We start from the raw sequence: 17,568 nt of genomic DNA on the forward strand, positions 1-17,568 counted from the left end.
CGTGGCCCCTGCACGAGTCGAAGGGCGGCGAACCGCCCCCGCGCGAGACCGGACAACCGAAACAGGGGGACCCCACCGCATGAACACGCATTCCGGCCGGCGCGCCAGAACCGCCGCCGCGGCCACGGGACTGGCAGCCGTGCTGCTCGCCGCCACCCCGGGCATCGCCACGGCGGCCGGGGAGAACCTTCCGCCGCTTCAGCCGAGCATCGACACCCTCACCGCCAACTGGAGCAAAGCCTGCTCCGCCGAACCCGTCCACGTCCCCGACGCGCCCGAACTCCGGGCCGTCGTCGAGGACCCGACGGAGGACAACCAGGAGTGGGAGACCAACGGGGCCGGGGCCGAGTTCGAGGTCTGGTGGACCGACGCCGACGGAGTGCAGCAGCGCCGCAGCCACACCTCCGGCATCGTGCACTCTCCGATCACCCAGTTGTGGCGGACCCCCTCCGACCTGCCGGCCGACACCGTCGTCTCCTGGCACGTCCGGGCCGTCGACCGCGAGGGCGCGACCTCCGCCTGGAGCGACGAGGCCCCCGGCATCACCTGCCGGTTCGTCATCGACACGGTCAACCCCGAGCCGGCGACGATCGTCTCGGAGCAGTACCCGGACGACGACAACGGCTGGCACGACGGCGTCGGCGTCTACGGCAGCTTCACGTTCGACTCCCCGTCCGAGGACGTCGTCGAGTACGTCTACTCCGTCCTCGGCTCCGCCCCCAAGCGGGTCCGGCCCGAGGAACCGGGCGGACCGGTCACCGTCCGGTGGATGCCGGAGGACAGCGGGCCCTACTACCTGCAGGTCCGCGCCGTCGACCGGGCCGGGCGGTCCAGCTCCCAGACGACCCACGACATGCGCGTCGCCGCCGGCCGCGCCCCCGTCGCCCACTGGACGCTCGCCGATCCGGCCGGAGCCGACGACGCCGCCGCCGAGGCCGGCCCCGTGGCCCGCGCCGAGGACGGCGTCGTCTTCGGCGCCCCCGCACCCTCCCGCACCGACCTCACCTCCACCGTCACCCTCGACGGCCGGGGCAACAGCTACCTCACCCCGGACGCCCCCGCGACGGACACCGCCAGGACCTTCGCCCTCTCCGCCTGGGTCCGCCCCGCCGCCACCGACTCCCCGATGACGGTGGCCAGCCAGGATGCCGCCGACGGCACTTCAGCCTTCACCCTCGGCCTGCGCCCGACCGCGGACTCCCCGGCCACCTGGGCCTTCCGCTACGGCGCCACCACCCTCACCGGCGGCAGCGCCTCCGCCGGCGGCTGGGCCCACCTGACCGGCCTGTACGACACCGAGGACGACACCCTGCGCCTCTACGTCAACGGCAAGGAGGTCGCCTCCGAGACCGGCGTCGCCCCGGTGGCCGCCCCCGGCGCCTTCCAGATCGGCCGCGCCCGCGGCGACGCCGGTGCGCGCTGGCAGGGCGAGATCGGCGACGTCCGGGTCTGGGACCGGGTCGTGCCCCGCAAGGAGATCGAGAGGCTGGGTTCCCGCCCCGCCGAACTGGTCGCCGCCTGGGACATCGAGCGCACCGATGACGGTGTGATCCCCGACCGGGACGGCGACAAGCCGCTCACCCTGCACGGCGGCGCCGGCTTCTACACCCCCGACTACGACGCCTGCTTCGAAGACCCCGAGTGCGTCGAGTTCCCGGCGGACGCCCTCGACGGCAACGACCACCTGGCCCTGGACGGCACGGACGACTACGCCGCCGCAGGTGACCCCGTCGTCGACACCGCCGACAGCTTCAGCGTCGGCCTGCGGGTCCGTTTCGCCGACACCACCCCCGACCGGCCGATGACCCTCCTGTCCCAGGGCGACGCCGACAGCGACGCCTTCAAGGTCCGCTACGACCCGGCCGCGTCCGAGTGGCAGCTGGTCGTCACCCGAGGCAGCGAGCCGGGCGCCGCGGAGACCGTTGTCGCCGGGCCCGGCGCTCCCACGTCCCACACCGACGAAGTGGTCGTCGTGTACGACGACTCCGAGGGCCACATCACCTTGTACGTCAGGGGCGAGGTTGTGGCCACCACGGAGTTCAACGCCTCCTGGAGCGCCCCCGGCCCGCTTCAGATCGGCCGCGGCCACACCGCCGACGGCGGCTGGGGCGAGTACTTCCACGGCGGGGCGGACACCGTCCGCGTCTTCAGCGGAGCCCTCACCGCGTCCCAGGTGAAATCGTTCGCCTACCTCTACTGAGGTCCGCGGGAGCATCCTCCACCTGTTCCCGACCCCGCTCCTCTCCTATGTCCCCCAGGCCCCGGACCACTTGGTATTTCGACCGGATGCCCAGTGGGCCGGGAGCCATGCGGTGTCCGGTTTCCGGGTCGTGGTGGCGGAAGACGTCGCAGTGGAGGCCGGTCCCGGGGCCGGCACGGAGGTCCGAGCCCGCCGGCAGCATGGCGGTCCTTCGGCGCCCATACGCGGAAGGGCCACCACCGGCGCCGCCACGCCCGCGACAACGGCCTGGAGGCCAGGCTCAGCGACCGGGAACTGCGCGACGAGTGCGCGGGCTGGTGGCCGCAGGGCTTCGGACAGGCCGCTGCCGTTGAAGAAGTACCCCGGTGACCTGCCCGAGCCGGCCGTCGTGTCGAGGATGACGATCGGTCGTTGGCTCCCCTGGAGCCGGCGGACGGTGTCCACGAGCCCCTCGTACGACTTCCCGAAGCGGTACGCCAGACTGCTCTTGAGGGCTTGCACCTGCGCGCGGTACGGGGCGATCACCGCCAGCCGGTCCGTGGCCTGCTCGCCGGCGGGTACGTCCCCCGCCTTGCGGCCGGGCAGGACACCCTCGTACTGGAGGCCGCGGACGAGTTCGTGGACGGCCGCCTCGTGCACCGTGTCGGTGAGGTGGTCAGGCCCGACGATCCGCTGCTTCGACGTGTCGATGAGGATCACCGGTGCGTCGACCAGCGGATTGAACACCGGGCACGCTCGGCAGCGGCGAGGGTCGACGTGATCGACTCCAGCCGGGTGCGGGCACCGGTGACGACGGCGCGTGCGTCGTCCAGTTGCTTCTGCTTCCGGTCGGCGAGAGCGGTGACGATGAGCAGGCCGCGGCCCGACTCGCTGTGCAGGGGCGCGACGAAGTCCGTCACGGGGGTGGGCAGTCGTTCCCCACCCGCATCCGTGACCGCGATGCGGAGAACACCGGCGTCCGGGTCGTGGGTGAGGCCGAGACGGAAGTCCCGTCCCTGGACGCGGCCGTGCAGTACCGAGTTGTTGGCGAGTTCCGCCCGGTCACTCCGGATGCCCTTGATCGCGGGGAGTTGGCGCGTGTGCACGCATCTGGAGGTGGCCTCATGACGACCGATCACGCCGGACCGGCGGTACCGGGCGGGGAGTGTGAGCGGGAACCGGACCCGTCGGACAGTCTGCGGACGTTCGGGGCGGTCGTCCAGGCGCTGCGCGAGCATGCGGGGCTGAGTCGGGTGCAGTTCGGGGAGATCGTCCGGTTCTCCAAGCACACGGCGGAGTCGGTGAGTTGGGGCGGCGGATGCCGGACCCGTCGTTCGTGGAGCGCGCGGAGGAGGCGCTGGGCAACACGGGGGCGCTGCGGAACTCGGCGCGGTTCCTGACGCGAGGGGAGGCGGGGCTGGCGGCTTGGCTCCGGCAGTGGGCGAGGCTGGAGCGTACGGCGGTGAGTCTCTGTACGTATGAATGCCGACTGGTTCCAGGACTGTTGCAGTCGGAGGGGTACGTGCGGGCCCTCTGTGAGAACGAGATCCCGCCCCTGCCGGAGATCATGCTGTCCGGCTCCCGGGTCGTCTGGCCCGAGCCTGGCGCAACCATCGTCGCCCTGTGGGACGCCGACTCCCGCCATACCTCCCTCAAGGCCGGCTACCACGGCGGCGCCTCACTCGCCGAGTTCACCATTCCGGTGCTGGCGTTCCTCCCGTTCGGCGCGGAACCGCCCAAGGGGTGGCGGGAACTGGGCGACCAGCGTCCGCAGTGGGGTCCTCCGGGGCGCGGACCGGCGATCCCGTCACACCCCGTCCGGCGTCTCCGGCCGCCGTCCCGGCGAAGAGAGCGCCGGTCAAACCGAAGAAGGAACAGGCCGAACTCGCGAAGGCGCACGAGGCACTCTTCGACGTGACCGTCACGGCGGGCGGCGACGACACACTCGTCACCCCGACCCTGGTTTCCCCGGACGAGACCCTCGTCAACGGGCTCCTCGCCTCGGAGGCCTACCAGGCCCAGCTCGGGCTCCTGGCCCGCAAGCCGCCACAGGAACAGATCCGGAAGGCGCTCGCGACACTCGTCGACGCGGGCACCCTCCCGGTCACCGCCCTCGCCCAGCGCGTAGGGCTGCCGCCCACGCGGGGCGACGGTTTCGCGGCGGTCCTGCGACAGCTCCTCAACTACGACGGAGTCCAGGTCCTGGAAACCCTCCCGGACTGCCGCACGCCACGGCTCCACACAGCCCTGCTGCGCGACCAGTTCGACCTGCGATAGTCGCCGCCGGGCGGACGCCTTGCCGACGCGGGCGCCGGGGCATCCGTCCGGCGGTACGGGCCGAAGCCGCGTGCCGGCGACGAGCAGGATGACTCCGGGGAATCGGTGCAGGCCACGAGTGCCTTCGACGACTCCTGTTGGTGTCCGGGCCCGGATCGGCAGCCGTTAACATCTCCATATGTCGGTAACTGTCGCGCAGTGCCTCCTGCACGGCGTCCGGCGGCGCGGGACGTGTCTCTGTGAAGGGGCGGCGTACCGGCCTCCGAGGCTCGCAGCTCGACACGTCCGAAGAACTCGTCGAAAGGGCTGGAGAACCGTTGTCCGATCTGCTGGCCATGGACCGGCGCACCGCCAGAGCCGCCGCGGGTGAGAGCATCTCCCTGTCCGACGAACAGGCGAAGGTGCTGCTGGGAGAACTGGGACCCCAGGAAGACGCCCTGGCCATCTACCACAACGGCTGGGGCTGTGTCGTGCTCGCGAGGGACGGCCTCATCCTTCTGCGGAACCTCCTGAAGCCCATAGCGATCCGCGTCCCCGCGCCCCTGCGGATCCTCCGCCGCACCTACGGCATGTCCGACTCCGTCGATGTCCTCGTCCTCGGGCATCCGTACAAGCTGTGGGGCTCGAAACTCGACCCGAAGGGCGAGCTCCTCATGGCCATGGGCGAAATCCTGCCCCCCGGCTCCCCCTTGCGCCCCGGCCGCGGAATACGGCTCTCCACCTGGATGAGCCGACACCCTGTTTTCATGGCCGCAGCCGTGTTCGGAGTCCTCTTCGCCGTCCTGGGCCAGGGCTCCAGTGAGAAGGAGGTCGTGGCCCAGAAGTCCGAACCCGCTCTGGCCGTTCCCGACTTCAAGGGGACCCCTCTCGCCATAGCGGCTGTGTCGGCCGGCCGGCATCCGTGGCAGACGGTGTCGGCAGCCGACGCCTCCTCTGACCAACGGCCTGTGAAGACCACTGCGAGCGGCTGGCAGGTCTGCTTCCAGAGCCCGTCCCATGAGGAGACGGTCCGTCCCTCAGCCGGGACGCTGACCCTGTACGCGGTTCCGAAGCAGGAGGAGTGCCCGACCCGGCTGCACGGCCCCCGCCGGATCGTCATGCCGGACCTCGTCGGCGAGCAGGCCGACGATGCTTCCCGCGTTCTCGGCGACCTCGGCCTCGAGCACGTGATCTACTTCCATGCCCACACCGGCAAGCGTCTGTACGACGGGCTGCAGGACCTGGCCGACTGGCAGGTGTGCCGGCAGCAGCCGGAACCCGACACCGAGGTCTCGACCGGGACGCAGATCGACCTGTGGCTGATCGGCCCCAGCGACCCCTGCACCAAACCCAAGCCGAAGCCGAAGCCCGAGCCGAAGCCCGAGCCGAAGCCGCGACCCCAGCCCTCGTACGGCACCAGCTCGGGCGGCGGTTCCACAGGCAGCAGCGACAATGGCGGCTCGTCCGGAGGGGGTACCACAGGCGGCAGCAACAGCGGCGGCTCGTCCGGCGGCAGTTCCGCCGGCGGGGGTTCCACCAGCGGTGGTTCCTCCGGTAACTCGGGCGGTAGTACCGGCGGCACCGGGAGCCGGCCCGGCGTCCAGTTCGGTCAGTACTGTTCTCCCGTCGGTGCCGTCACGACGACCACCGACGGGCGGCCCGCGAAGTGCTTCATGGGCAAGGACGGCAACGCACGGTGGGGCTACAACTCCGGCTGACCGCGGAACAACTCCCGGCCCCGTACTGCCGTACTCCACGGGAGGGGAAAATGCTCCCGTGAGCACCACCGGATCCAAGCGGCCCGCCCAGGTGAGCGCAGCCCGCCGCCGTCCCGTCCTCGACGCGCTGCGCCGCGGCGCCGTACCCGAGAGCGGACTCGACCTGCTCGCCACCGGACTCGACCGGTTCGTGGCGGCCCTCGACGCGGAACTGGACGCCGTCGCCTCCGGCGGGTCCGTGTTCAAGGCCGTGCGCGGCGAGTACGGGTCCGGCAAGACCTTCTTCACCCGCTGGCTGGAGGAGCGGACCAAGCGCCGCAACTTCGCCGTGGCCGAGATCCAGATCTCGGAGAACGAGACCCCGCTGCACAAGCTGGAGACCGTCTACCGGCGGCTGACCGAGCGGCTCACCACGTCCAGCTTCCCGCCCAGCGCACTGCGGCCGGTCGTGGACGCCTGGTTCTAAGCCCTGGAAGAGGACGCCCTCGCCACCGGCGCGACCGAAAAGGAGCTGCCGGAAGAGGTCGAGAAGCTGCTCGTCGCGCGGCTCGCCCGCCGGGTCGGCGAACCAGGTCAGCCACTTGCCGAGCAGTGGCACGGACGGGTCCACGGCGTACGGGCCCTCGAGGGCACGGAGCCGGGTGAGCCGGCCGAGCAGCCGGATGCACGCGATGCCGTCGCCGTTGGGCACGAGGAGTTGCGGCGCGCGCAGAGGGCGCTGACGCTCCTCCTTGTCCGCGCCGCGGCCCACGGTGTACATCTCCGTCTCCGTCGCACGACACTGCTCCAGGTACGGCAGCAGCAGTGTGGCGAGACGCTCGACAAACGGAATTGCTCAGCACGGTCGCTGGGCTGACGTACCGTCAACAACACCGGATGGGCCGGATCGGTGCCCGCGAGGGCAGCCGGCGGTGCGCAGGCCTTCCCGGCGAGCCGCAGCGGCACCAGCACGAAGGGGCGGTCGTCCAGGTGGTCGTGGCGTACCGTCTCGGCCATTGAGTTCCAAGCTGATCCAATCTTTTCCAAGATCGCGTGCTCTGCTCGGTTGAGAGCAGTGCGCGCCACTGTGCTCCCGGTAGCCGCAGAGGGCGTTCGTTCGAGGGGTGGGGTCAGTGCTGTGTGGCGACCATGCTTTCGATCTCCTTGAGCACGAGGCCGGGGCGGTCCTTCGGGACGTCGTGGGAGCTGCCCTCGGCGGTGACGAGCGTTCGGTGGGGCCCGTCCCGGACGAACGAGGCGGCGGCGTCCCGCCAGCGCTGGGCGTCCTCGGGGGATCCGTCGAACGGGGTCTTCTCCGAGACGATGACCGTTGCCGGTACCGCGTCCGGCCACGTGACCTTGTGGTAGGCCTTGTTCGTCGAGACGAAGCTCTCCGCGGTGGAGATGAGCTGACGGTTCTGCGGCTTGTCCGGGTCCTTCTTCGCCGCGTCGACCTGGGGCCGGCTGATGGCTACGAGGCGGGCGATCCCCTCGTCCGTGAAGAGCGGGGGCAGGTTGGCGTCGACGAGGACCGCACCGGAGAGCATCTTCGGGTTGTCCTTGGCGAAGCAGGTCGCGATCTGGCCGGCCTGGGAGTGGGCCACCAGGGTCACGTTCTCGGTGACGCCCAGCTGCTGGAGCCCCGACTCGAGGTCACTGACGGCGCTCTCGACCTTCCACGGACCGGGCACCACGTCGCTCTTGCCGAGTCCGGCCCGGTCGTAGGTGATGACGGTGGCGCCGGTGGCCGCGTGAAGCTTGGGGACGAGGTCCTCCCAGTAAGAGGAGTCCTCGCCGCCGCCCGAGTCCAGGACGATGGTGGAGCCGTGGCCCTGCGTGACGTGGAAGGCCAGACGGTGACCGCCATGGTCGATCATGTGCAGCTTCGCTTCGCCCGCCTGGCTGCTCCCCGGCGAGGCGGACGAGGTGGCGGACGGCGAGGGCGGGTGCTCGGAAGCGGAGTCGTGGTCGCTGCAGGCCGTGACGGCGCCGGCAGTCAAGGCCAGCAGGGCGAGGGCCGATAGGGCCCGGTGTGCGGACCGGCGGTCGGGCGTGGTGCGGGACATGACTGATCCTTTGGACTACGGGTGCTGTGGAGACTGCGATATCCATCATTCGGTGAATCGGTTGATCGCAGAATCCGGCTGGCACGCGTGTCGGTGGTGCAGCTGAGGCGAGTGTGCGCGGTGGGGTTTACCCCCGCAAGCGATCACTGGTCCGGTGTCTCCGGGCGCTGCCCGCGTAAGTGCCTGTCCGCACCGCCGGCCTCGGTGACCAGGNNCTGGTCACCGAGGCCGGCGGAACCTGGAGCGGATACGCTCCTGGGGATCACGCTCGGTGAGGATCAGCCCCTGACGGACCGTGCGATGCGAAAGCCCACGTCGTCGACTCGGAAGGTCGGGTGACTGCGGCGGCGCACGGAGGCCCGGCAGCTCCAGTGCTCGTCGAACCAGCCACCGCCGCGCAGTACCCGATAGGTGCCGTAGACCTCGGCGTCGTAGACGTCCCAGCACCACTCCCAGACGTTGCCGAGCATGTCGTACAGGCTCCACGGGTTCGGCCGCTTGCCGCCCACGTCATGCACTCGTTCCTGCGAGTTGCCTCGATACCAGGCGGCCTCGTCGAGTGGCCCGTAACGCGGTCCGGTCGTCCCGGCACGGCAGGCGTGCTCCCACTCGGCCTCGGTCGGCAGCCGGTACCCATCGGCGGACGGATCCCACTCGATGTCTTCACCCTCGGCGGGGAAGCGGTAGGCGAGTGTGAACCCGTCACGCTGTGACAGGGCGTTGCAGAACCGGACCGCTTCCCACCAGGAGACACCCTCCACGGGTAACCGGTCCCCCTGAGAGGTTCCCGGCCGCTTCCCGGTGATCTGTGCGTACAGCGACTGAGTCACCTGGAACGCCGCCAATTGGTAAGGCGCGAGCTCGACCGACCAACTGCGTTCTGTCCGCCGGTCCGACAGCGTCACCTGCCCCGGCGGGACGGCGATCATTTCGCTTCCTGCGCCCGTGTCCATGAGCAGGTAACCCTAATCCCACCCACCGGCGGCCCGCACTGCCCCTCACCATGCGGTCCGGCCGCTCGACACTCACCGTGGTGAAAGCAGCGCGCCGCCTGTCGAATACGCGACACCTCGACATGCGAGCTCACCAGTCTCGCACCCGTGTATGGCGTGGTGCGTGCGCGGACAAGAGGGCCAGATCAGTGTAACCATCTGCAACGAGTGCAAATGTGACGTCACCGGGTAGGGGATGCGGGAGGCCATGGCCGCGCCGACGGTCGGGGCGTGCCGCTTTGATTGATCGGGTCACTGCGCTGGCAGGCGGGTGGGTTCGCCCCATCAGGCATGTTCAATGAGCGACTACCGCCGTTCGGGCTGCCTCAATCGTGTTGATCATCATGCTGTGGCGTCCGTTCGCTTGAGTTACGTTCTTTGAGTGATCGACTCTCAACTCTCCAGTGAGTACAGCCGTTTGTCCGCGCTCCAGACCGTCCTCTTCGGCACGCAGGCTGAGCAGCTCCATGGGCCATGGCGCGAGCTGTTCAGCTCTGCTCCCTTCGCCTTCCAAGAAGGGTTGACGCATCGAGAGCGCACCGAACTGTCCTACCAGCGACTCCACTTGGTCAATGAGACTGTTTCCGATGCTCGGGCTCTGGTTGCCGACGCCGCTTCCCTGACCGCGTTGCACGAATGGGCAGGGGCCGCCGATGCCGGCATGGCAACGATCGCGAGCATCCACTTCAATCTGTTCCTCGGCAGCCTCCTGGATCACGACCACGAGCACCGGGACCTGACGCCCTACCTCCGGATGGAGCGTCTGGGGACCTTCCTGTGCACCGAGCAGGCGCACGGCAATGACGCCGCACAGCTGGAAACCACCGCCACGTTCGATCGAGCGTCAGGCGGCTTCGTGCTCGACACTCCGTCCGACGGCGCCCGAAAGTTCATGCCCAACACAAGCTCTGTGGGGGGTGCGAAGGACGCACTCGTCGCGGCCCGGCTGATCGTTGACGGGGAGGACAGGGGCGTGTTCCTGTTCCTGACCCCTCTCAGCGACAAGAGCGGGCAGCACCTGCCGGGTGTTGAGGTCTGGGACCTGCCCCAGACCGGAAGCGCTCCCGTGGATCACTGCACCACGGCGTTCCACAGCGTCCCCCTGCCGTTCACCGCCATGCTGCAGGGGGAGCATGGACGACTCCGTCCGGACGGCCGGTTCGTCAGCTCCCTGGGCAACAGTCGCAAACGGTTCCTCCATTCCATCGGGCGCGTGACCATGGGCAAACTCTGCATGAGCGCCTACAGCCTGGGAGTGACACGGCACGCCTTGGGCATCGCCGTGCGGCACGCCTACAACCGGCAGACAGCAGGAATGACCAAGGGGCAGCGGGTGCCCTTGATGTCGCATCGGAGCCACCACACACCGCTCCTGGACGCCCTTGCCTCGACTTACGCAGCCACGTTGCTGCACCGGTCCGTCGTCCAACAGTGGAGCCGGTCCACGGAGGCTGACCGTGAGGACTGCGAACGGCTGATAGCCGTCGCCAAGGGGTGGATCACCTGGCGGGCCCGGACCGTCATGACGGAGTGCCGCGAGAGGTGTGGTGCGCAAGGGCTCGCTCTGGCCAACGGCATAACGTTCCAGCTGGCCGCCAACGAGGGAACGATCACCGCCGAGGGGGACAATCTCGTCATCTGGACCAAGGCGGCAGGGGAGATGCTTCTGGGGGGCCTCACCCCGAAACCGGGCAATGAGACACTGCCCGAAGAGCGCTCGCTGCGCGATCCGCAGCACTTGCAGGACCTCCTGGCGGACGTAGAGCGAATATGGCACGAGCGGGCGCGTACGCGGCTGCGGACCAAGGGGGCTCGCTCACCCCTGGAGCGATGGAACGCAACGGTCACCTCGGCCCTGAAGCTCGTCGACGCGCATGCCCATCGCCTGGCCGCCGAGGCTCTGCTGAGCGCGTCCGCCCAAGCCGCATCAGCGCATGCCCGGTCGCTGCTCGTGGACCTGCACGGCCTCTTCGCCCTTCGGGAAGTGGCTGCCCACAGCGGCGACCTGCTGGCGCAAGGGCGTCTCACTGCGGATCAGGTCCTGGAACTGCCGGACGTCATCGAGAGTGTCATTACGGACCTCGCCCCTCATGCGCTGGAGATGGTCGAGGCGTTCTCCGTGCCTCATGAGCTTCTGGACCGCCACCCCATACTGCACCCGGACGGTTCAAGCAGCCTCGCGTCGGCCCTGCCATGACTTCTGCGTACCCGACGGACCTCGTTGCGGCTGGTTGAAGCAAGGTCCCTCGCCGTCGACAACGCCCGTGAGGGCGGTTGCCGTACGTGCCTGACGATCTCTCGGATATTCGTGAGGCACGTACGGAGGGCGGCACTTGCCTCACACCTCGGCGCGTCCCGGGACAACGCGTGGGCGGGCCCTTCGGGCACCGGGTTCAGAAGTACAGCGCGTGGTGGGATGTGTAGGTGAACCTGTCACCGGAGCTCAAGGCGTACACGACGCGTCCGCAGAAGTCCTGATACTCGGTTTCCTGCGCCGCATCCAGCGTGATGGCAGGCGCCTGCCCGGTCTGCACTCCGTGCCCCATGGCCTTGAGCAGGCCGGGCGGCGCCTTGAACTCCATCACATCCAGTACGCGTCCGAAGTTGTCGACGAGACACCGTATGTTCGTCTCCTCCGCCAGCTCGTCGAGCGCCTCGGTGAGCTGGCCGGTTTCCTGCTCCGCTCGAGCGAGCATGGTGTGGCAGGCCCGCAGGGTGTGCAGATGCTCCGCCGGAATGTCCACGGAGTACAGGCACGTCAGCCGCCGGCCCCGCGAGTCGTGCAGGGCATAGCCTTTTTGGCCCCCCTGCCCTCGGGCCGCCGGGACCAAGGCCTGCCACTGGAGCTGAGACGGAAAACACTGCTGAATTTCGCCCCACTTGTCATACGCGGTGCGGATCAACAGGTCCTGTCCCTCACTCAGATCGTTCCGGTAGAAGTAATACAAGTTGTACAGCAAAGGCTGTTCGATCCCGATGAACATACCGAGGAACACCGGATCGTCCGGGACCAGGAACCGCATCGAAATTCTCCCTTCCGGCATGGGTGGTACTACTGGACGGCGGGCTCGAAGAGGAGGGTCAGGACACTCACCCGGAGGCACGGGCAGCCATGAACCGAGCCGTGCCCTCACCGTGCATCGGATGGCACAGGGAGTGCGCCTGGTCGTTCAGGCCCCGACTCGGCTCGGCTCGGCAGTGATCTGCTGCAGATCCGGGTCACGGACGGCGTCCGCATACCGAGCCCGCACCGTGTCGTCGGCGGGACACCGGTAGCGAGTCGGCCTCAACTCGGTGATCAGATCCGGTGCCCTAGGTCATTCCCGCTGGAGGTCCCGATGGAGTTCTCCGGTGGCCGCGTGGGTCTGCACCATGAACTTCACGGTGGACAGCAGCTCTCCGGTGCGCGGGTGGCGTGCGGTGAGGTCCATTGCGGAGGACGCGCCGTCGTGGATGCGCAGGGCGAGGCGGCCCTGGTGCGGGACGTCCAGCACGTCGGGAATGTGCTGCGTGCCTCGCACAAGGCGGAACATCTCGGAGACGTGCACGGTGTCGCCCGGCCGCGCGTACGTGAGCAGCTCGCCGGACTTCGGGCGCTGGAGCGGGTGGAGGCGGCTGGAGGTGCCGGCCTCGGCAAGAACGAGGTTCTGACGGTTGGTCGACTGCTGGTCGGTCGACACCCGCTTGTAGGCCGGATCGGCCATGCTGCTCCCCGCTCCTGTGGACGGATCCGCCCCTAGCCGTCGTCGAACGATGGCGAGCTCAAGTGGTCGGCGCGTCACTGCTGTTCAGGAGATCAGCGTAGACCTCTGCCGGAGTGCGCCAGCCATGGGTCTTTCGCGGACGATGGTTGAGCTCATGGGCGAGGGAGTCCAGGTCGGTTTGGCCGAACGTGCGGAGGGCCGCGCCCTTGGCGAGGTACTGCCGCAGCAGCCGGTGGTGTTCTCGTCGGTGCCGCGCTGCCATGGGCTCCGCGGCTTGCAGAGGTAGGGCTGAGCCTGTCCAACGCTCACCGGCTGGTGACCTGCCGCGACGTGCCCCCGCCCCGTGGGCGCCGTGGCGGGGCCGCGGCGCTCACGAGGGCGGGGCCGCGCAGGATCACGGCCGTGGCCCGGTCCGGTTACCGTCTCGGTCCCGCGACGGCGTAGGCCGCGGTGCCGGTGACCGTGAGGACCAGGGCCGTCCAGGTGCCCGCTGCCGCGCCGGGTGGCAGCAGCATCCAGGTCGCCACCTGCATCGGCACACTCGTCGGGGGCGGGGCGAAGAACGAGAACGAGAGCCAGGCGAACGGCAGCGTCCACGCGTACGGGCCGCCCGAGAGCGCCGCGCCCAGGGCGACCAGTCCCATCAGGCCCGCGCCGTCCCGGACGACGAACGCGGTGGTGGCCATGTCCTCGCCCATGGTCTGCACGGCCAGCAGCACCGTGCCGACGACCGCGCCGGCGAGCAGCACGTGCGCCGCTCTGCGGGGCACCCAGCGGATCGCGGCCGTCCGGTCCAGCGCGAGGTCCTGTCCGCCGAGCCCGATCGACGCCGCCATAGCCCCCGCGGCGAGGACGAGCACGGGCAGCCGCGGATCTCCGGGCGCCCCGCTCCCGTCCCGGGCGAGTGCCCACGCCGCCACCGCGCTGATCACCACCGCGGCGAGCGACGCGGGCACCTGCCGTGAGCGCGCGTACAGAGTCAGCCATCTCACCGGGACGCACCGCCGGACAGGGCGTCGAAGGCGTCGCCCTCGCAGGAGAGCGCGGCGGCGCGCATCGCGTTGATCCGCGAGAGCTGCTCGGCCCGCGGCAGCGCCTTGAGTTCCTTCCACACCGGGCGGGTCTCGGCCTCGACCTCGCTGCGCAGACTTGCCGGCTCTGTGCCGGGAAGCGGCCTGAGGTCCCCGAGGACCCAGCCCACCGCGACGGCCTGCGCGTAATCCTCGTTCCCCCAGCTGCTCCAGCCGACGGGGGTGCACCCCGGCACCATGGCTTCGGCGATCAGGGCCCGGGTCAGCTCCTCGCCCTGCGCGGCGGCGATGACGCCGTCGTCGAAGTCGAAGAGCACGGTCTCGCCGGACCACTGCGGCATGGCGCCGTCCGGCAGTACGGCGGTGTTCTCCCGGACCGAGACCGGCGCCCGGTCGCCCAGGGCGCGGTGCAGCAGACGCAGCGCCTCCTTACCGGGACCCGCGAGGTCGGCGAGTCGTGTCCGGTGCGTCTTGGTCACGCACACCGGGCCGTCGCACACCAGCTCCGCGGCGGCCTCGTCGACGACGTACATCCGTCGCGGGTCGGAGGGGAGGACGAGCAGGGCGAGTACCGCGCCCGCCAGGACGGGCGTCAGGGCGATCAGCCGGGCGCGCGGGGTCGCGGCGACCAGCAGCGCGAAGCCGGTCGCGGCCAGGCCGAGCAGCCAGATCGTCTGCCCGACGTGCACGGAGGCGGAGAGCGTGACGAGCACATCACGCACCTCCTCCACCGCCGGTGACAGCAGCGAGACCCGGTTCGGCTCCGTGCCCGGAACCCCCGCCGCCGTGGTCGTCTCCGTCCGGCCCAACGACATGTGCATGAGGGCCGTGAACACGAAGGCGCCCATGGCCAGCGCGGGCGGGGTGAGCACGGACGGCAGGGCCCGCCCGGCCCCCATGCCCAGCACCGCACCCGCGACGAGGAAGAGTGCCCCCACCAGCGAGATCGGCAGCCATCCGAGGTGCGTGTACTCGGTGTGGGCGAGCACTTGGACGGCGCCCACGAGGACGAGGAGCGCGAACGCCGAGGCCAGGGTGATCGCCGTCGCGCCCGCCGGCGCGGCCGCGCGGTGCCAGGCGGGTCGCGGCGTGGTCGTCAGCAGCTCCGGCATCTTCGAGCGGTGGTCACGCAGGCCCTGCAGCGCCCCGAGCCCCACGGCCAGCGGCCACAGGTAGAACAGCAGGCTGCGGGTCCACATCGCCAGGGACGTCCACTGAGCCGTCCACGCCGTGGTGCCCCTCCACCACGAGGCGTCCACCAGGTACAGGAACGCCAGCGCGCTCGTGGCGACCACGGCGCCGGCCCACGGGGCGACGGAGCGCCTCAGCTCGATGCGCAGGACGCGGATGTTCACCAGGCGCCCCTTCCCGGGCCGGGGCCCTGCAGCAGCGCCGAGTAGCCGCGCTCCAGGGGACTGTCGCCCATGTGCTCGGGGCCGCCCGCCGCTGCCAGGTCGTCCGGGGTGCCCTGGAAGACCAGTCGCCCCTCGGCGAAGAGCACCACGTCGGTGCAGGCGGCGGCGACGTCCTCCACCAGATGGGTCGAGACGAGCACACAGGTGTCCGTACCCAACTCCTGCAGCAGCTCGCGGAAGCGCAGCCGCTGCGCCGGGTCCAGGCCGACCGTCGGCTCGTCCAGCAGCAGGATCGTCGGGTCGTTGACGATGGCCTGGGCGATGCCGACCCTGCGCACCATGCCGCCCGAGAGGGCCTTCAGCTTCTCGTCGGCGCGGTCCGCCAGACCCACCCGCTCCACGGCGCGCTGCACCGCCGCGGGGATCTCCGCCTTCGGCACCTCCTTCAGCCACGCCATGTACTCGACGAACTCGCGGACCGTGAAGCGCTTGTAGTAGCCGAACTCCTGCGGCAGGTAACCGATCCGGCGGCGCAGCGCACGGTGCTCGCCCATGCCGCCCACGGACTCGCCGAGCATCTCCAGGGTGCCCTCGGTGGGGCGCAGCACGGTGGCCAGGGTCCGGATGAGGGTGGTCTTGCCCGCCCCGTTGGGGCCGAGGAGCCCGTGTACGCCGGTGCCCAGCGACAGGTCGAGGCCGTCGACGGCCATGCGTTTCCCGCCGACCCTGACCTTCAGCCCGGTGGCCTGGATCTCCCAGGCGTAGGCCGTCGGTGCGATGTCGGCCGCGCTCACGGCGGACGTCATGTGGTGTTCCTTTCCGATGGTCATCGATGGGCTCCCAGCACGGAGTACGCGCCTCTGCGGGCGATCACGACACCGATGCCGAGTGCGAGGATCAGCCCCCACACGGGCAGACCGCCCGTCTGCAGGGCGAAGGCCGTACGGCTGGTGGCCAGGGTCGGCGCCACGACCACGGCGGCCCACACGGCGGCCAGCACGACGGCGGCACGGGTCACACCGACGACACCGCCGAACGCCAGCGTCGTCGCCGTGAAGGCCAGACAGGGCAGCAGCCACTGAGCCACCATCACCCCCGTCATCCATCCGCCCACCAGCAGCGCGGGGACGACCACGCCGAGCACGGACGCGGTGCGCCGCAGCACCAGAGGGAGCCCGGCCCTGGGCACCGAGGCCGTCAGTTCGTACGCCGGGTCCAGACCGCGCGACCAGGACGCCGCGACGCCGAGCACAGGCAGGACCGGCGCGAACAGCAGCACCAGCGACACCTCGCCGGAACCGGTGTCGCCCAGGTCGAGCAGCAGGGCCAGCAGCGTCACACTCACGACCATGGCCAGCCACGGCACCATCGTGGGTGTCATCCACCTCGAAAGCCGCGCCGGCCGACGCCGTCCGCGCGGCATCGTGGCGGTGACCGCCAGCCGGGGTTCGAGGCCGGACCACACGGTGTCGACCAGCGACGCCACGGCGGGCACCTCGGCACCGACAGCGGCAGACAGCCGGTCACGGCACACCCGGCACGCCTCCAGGTGGGCCTCGACGGCCCACACCTCGTCGGCGGCGAGGTCCGTGCCGCCGCGCGCGTAACCCTCGATGATCCGCCTCGACGCATGTTCCACACTCACGCCAGCGCCCTCCGCATCGCGATCCGGGCCCGGCGGGCACGGGTCTTGACCGTGCCCTCGGGCAGCCCGAGCAGGACCGCGGTCTCCCGGACGGACAGCCCGTCGAGCACCATGGCCTGCAGTACCTGTCTCAGTTCCGGCGCGAGGCACCGCAGCGCGTCCCCGACATCACCGCCGACGGTCGCCGCGAGCGCCTCCGCCTCGGCGGCGGGCGCCGCGTCGGGCACAGCGGCGGCCGGCGGCGGCTCCGCATGGTGAGCCCTGCGCCGGAACGCGTCGACCAGGCGGCGCGCCGCAATCGTCCACAGCCAACCGGTGGCCGTCCCTTGGACCGCGGACCCGGCGAACGCACCCGCCGCGCGCCACACCGCCAAGTAGGTCTCCTGCATGACCTCCGCGACGATCTGCTCGTCCGCGCACCGGCGGCGCAGCCGCACCGCCAGCCACGGCGACGTACGCCGGTACAACTCCTCGAATGCGGCACGGTCGCCCTTTGCCACCAGCCGGACGAGACGCTCCTCGTCCACCTCGTGCAGCGCTGCTCTGACTGATCTCACACCCGCTAGACGCCCGAGCCGGGCCGCAGGTTTTCCCCCCGATGTGATCCCCGGCACATGAGGGAGAACCCGTGGGTTCCACTCGA

Annotated in this window: 15 protein-coding genes and 3 pseudogenes; 6 read left to right on the forward strand and 12 right to left on the reverse strand. The window is 70.2% G+C overall.

Annotated features, from left to right (window positions below):
- Positions 1–79: 79 nt before the first annotated feature.
- Positions 80–2,200 (forward strand): LamG domain-containing protein, encoded by a 2,121-nt coding sequence (locus AOK11_RS15055; RefSeq protein ID WP_055594221.1) that lies wholly within the window; start codon positions 80–82, stop codon positions 2,198–2,200.
- 45 nt (positions 2,201–2,245) lie between these two features.
- Here AOK11_RS15055 and AOK11_RS15060 read toward each other — a convergent pair whose 3' ends face one another.
- Positions 2,246–2,926, reverse strand: coding sequence for an AAA domain-containing protein (locus AOK11_RS15060; RefSeq protein ID WP_055594222.1), 681 nt, complete (start codon positions 2,924–2,926; stop codon positions 2,246–2,248).
- The gene (locus tag AOK11_RS44915) at positions 2,896–3,285 is read right to left on the reverse strand and encodes an ATP-binding protein (protein WP_240497352.1); all 390 of its coding nucleotides are present in this window, start codon (positions 3,283–3,285) and stop codon (positions 2,896–2,898) included. The genes AOK11_RS15060 and AOK11_RS44915 overlap by 31 nt, the downstream gene beginning before the upstream one ends.
- Positions 3,286–3,303: 18 nt before the next feature.
- Here AOK11_RS44915 and AOK11_RS44920 point away from each other — a divergent pair.
- From AOK11_RS44920 to AOK11_RS15080, 4 genes and pseudogenes are all read left to right on the forward strand, one after another.
- Positions 3,304–3,743 (forward strand): annotated as a pseudogene (locus AOK11_RS44920) (helix-turn-helix domain-containing protein); the annotation flags it as partial.
- Positions 3,741–4,456 (forward strand): annotated as a pseudogene (gene pglZ, locus AOK11_RS15070) (BREX-2 system phosphatase PglZ); the annotation flags it as partial. The pseudogenes AOK11_RS44920 and pglZ, both read left to right, overlap by 3 nt.
- Positions 4,457–4,773: 317 nt before the next feature.
- The gene (locus AOK11_RS15075) at positions 4,774–6,153 is read left to right on the forward strand and encodes a PASTA domain-containing protein (protein WP_055594225.1); all 1,380 of its coding nucleotides are present in this window, start codon (positions 4,774–4,776) and stop codon (positions 6,151–6,153) included.
- A gap of 58 nt (positions 6,154–6,211) precedes the next feature.
- Positions 6,212–6,706, forward strand: a pseudogene (locus tag AOK11_RS15080) (BREX system ATP-binding domain-containing protein); the annotation flags it as partial.
- Positions 6,707–7,262: 556 nt separating this feature from the next.
- On the opposite strand, the gene AOK11_RS15085 reads toward AOK11_RS15080, so the two are convergent.
- Together AOK11_RS15085 and AOK11_RS15090 are read right to left on the reverse strand one after the other, a co-directional pair.
- Positions 7,263–8,198 (reverse strand): alpha/beta fold hydrolase, encoded by a 936-nt coding sequence (locus AOK11_RS15085; RefSeq protein ID WP_055594226.1) that lies wholly within the window; start codon positions 8,196–8,198, stop codon positions 7,263–7,265.
- 278 nt (positions 8,199–8,476) lie between these two features.
- Positions 8,477–9,151 carry a formylglycine-generating enzyme family protein gene (locus tag AOK11_RS15090; RefSeq protein WP_055594227.1) on the reverse strand — a complete coding sequence of 225 codons (675 nt, stop codon included), beginning with the start codon at positions 9,149–9,151 and terminating at the stop codon, positions 8,477–8,479.
- 421 nt (positions 9,152–9,572) lie between these two features.
- On the opposite strand from AOK11_RS15090, the gene AOK11_RS15095 reads away from it, so the two are divergent.
- Positions 9,573–11,387, forward strand: a complete 1,815-nt coding sequence (locus AOK11_RS15095; RefSeq protein ID WP_055594228.1) for an acyl-CoA dehydrogenase family protein — start codon at positions 9,573–9,575, stop codon at positions 11,385–11,387.
- Positions 11,388–11,583: 196 nt separating this feature from the next.
- On the opposite strand, the gene AOK11_RS15100 is transcribed toward AOK11_RS15095, so the two are convergent.
- The 8 genes from AOK11_RS15100 to AOK11_RS15130 form a co-directional block, all read right to left on the reverse strand.
- Positions 11,584–12,213: a hypothetical protein gene (locus tag AOK11_RS15100; RefSeq protein ID WP_055594229.1), complete on the reverse strand. Its 630-nt coding sequence runs from the start codon at positions 12,211–12,213 to the stop codon at positions 11,584–11,586.
- Positions 12,214–12,507: 294 nt separating this feature from the next.
- Positions 12,508–12,894 (reverse strand): recombinase family protein, encoded by a 387-nt coding sequence (locus AOK11_RS15105; RefSeq protein WP_240497353.1) that lies wholly within the window; start codon positions 12,892–12,894, stop codon positions 12,508–12,510.
- A gap of 58 nt (positions 12,895–12,952) precedes the next feature.
- On the reverse strand, positions 12,953–13,156 hold the full coding sequence (locus AOK11_RS39910; protein WP_206188848.1) for a hypothetical protein: 204 nt from the start codon (positions 13,154–13,156) through the stop codon (positions 12,953–12,955).
- A gap of 154 nt (positions 13,157–13,310) precedes the next feature.
- A complete protein-coding gene (locus AOK11_RS15110) occupies positions 13,311–13,886 on the reverse strand; it encodes a hypothetical protein (RefSeq protein ID WP_055594230.1) in 576 nt (191 codons plus the stop codon).
- Entirely contained in the window at positions 13,883–15,280 is a 1,398-nt protein-coding gene (locus AOK11_RS15115; RefSeq protein WP_055594231.1) for a hypothetical protein, read from the reverse strand. The genes AOK11_RS15110 and AOK11_RS15115 overlap by 4 nt, the downstream gene beginning before the upstream one ends.
- The gene (locus tag AOK11_RS15120) at positions 15,277–16,110 is read right to left on the reverse strand and encodes an ABC transporter ATP-binding protein (protein ID WP_055594232.1); all 834 of its coding nucleotides are present in this window, start codon (positions 16,108–16,110) and stop codon (positions 15,277–15,279) included. The genes AOK11_RS15115 and AOK11_RS15120 overlap by 4 nt, the downstream gene beginning before the upstream one ends.
- Positions 16,107–16,925, reverse strand: coding sequence for a zf-HC2 domain-containing protein (locus AOK11_RS15125; RefSeq protein ID WP_055594233.1), 819 nt, complete (start codon positions 16,923–16,925; stop codon positions 16,107–16,109). Before AOK11_RS15125 ends, AOK11_RS15120 begins: the two co-directional genes overlap by 4 nt.
- Entirely contained in the window at positions 16,922–17,482 is a 561-nt protein-coding gene (locus AOK11_RS15130; protein ID WP_055594234.1) for an RNA polymerase sigma factor, read from the reverse strand. The genes AOK11_RS15125 and AOK11_RS15130 overlap by 4 nt, the downstream gene beginning before the upstream one ends.
- Positions 17,483–17,568 lie beyond the last annotated feature (86 nt).

Source organism: Streptomyces hirsutus, assembly GCF_001418415.1.
Taxonomy (GTDB): Bacteria; Actinomycetota; Actinomycetes; order Streptomycetales; family Streptomycetaceae; genus Streptomyces; species Streptomyces hirsutus.

Coding starts and splice junctions, on each gene's coding strand:
- AOK11_RS15055 (WP_055594221.1), top strand. CDS start 80: ATGAACACGCATTCCGGCCGGCGCGCCAGAACCGCCGCCGCGGCCACG.
- AOK11_RS15085 (WP_055594226.1), bottom strand. CDS start 8,198: ATGTCCCGCACCACGCCCGACCGCCGGTCCGCACACCGGGCCCTATCG.
- AOK11_RS39910 (WP_206188848.1), bottom strand. CDS start 13,156: ATGGCAGCGCGGCACCGACGAGAACACCACCGGCTGCTGCGGCAGTAC.
- AOK11_RS15120 (WP_055594232.1), bottom strand. CDS start 16,110: ATGACCATCGGAAAGGAACACCACATGACGTCCGCCGTGAGCGCGGCC.
- AOK11_RS15090 (WP_055594227.1), bottom strand. CDS start 9,151: ATGGACACGGGCGCAGGAAGCGAAATGATCGCCGTCCCGCCGGGGCAG.
- AOK11_RS15100 (WP_055594229.1), bottom strand. CDS start 12,213: ATGCGGTTCCTGGTCCCGGACGATCCGGTGTTCCTCGGTATGTTCATC.
- AOK11_RS15105 (WP_240497353.1), bottom strand. CDS start 12,894: ATGGCCGATCCGGCCTACAAGCGGGTGTCGACCGACCAGCAGTCGACC.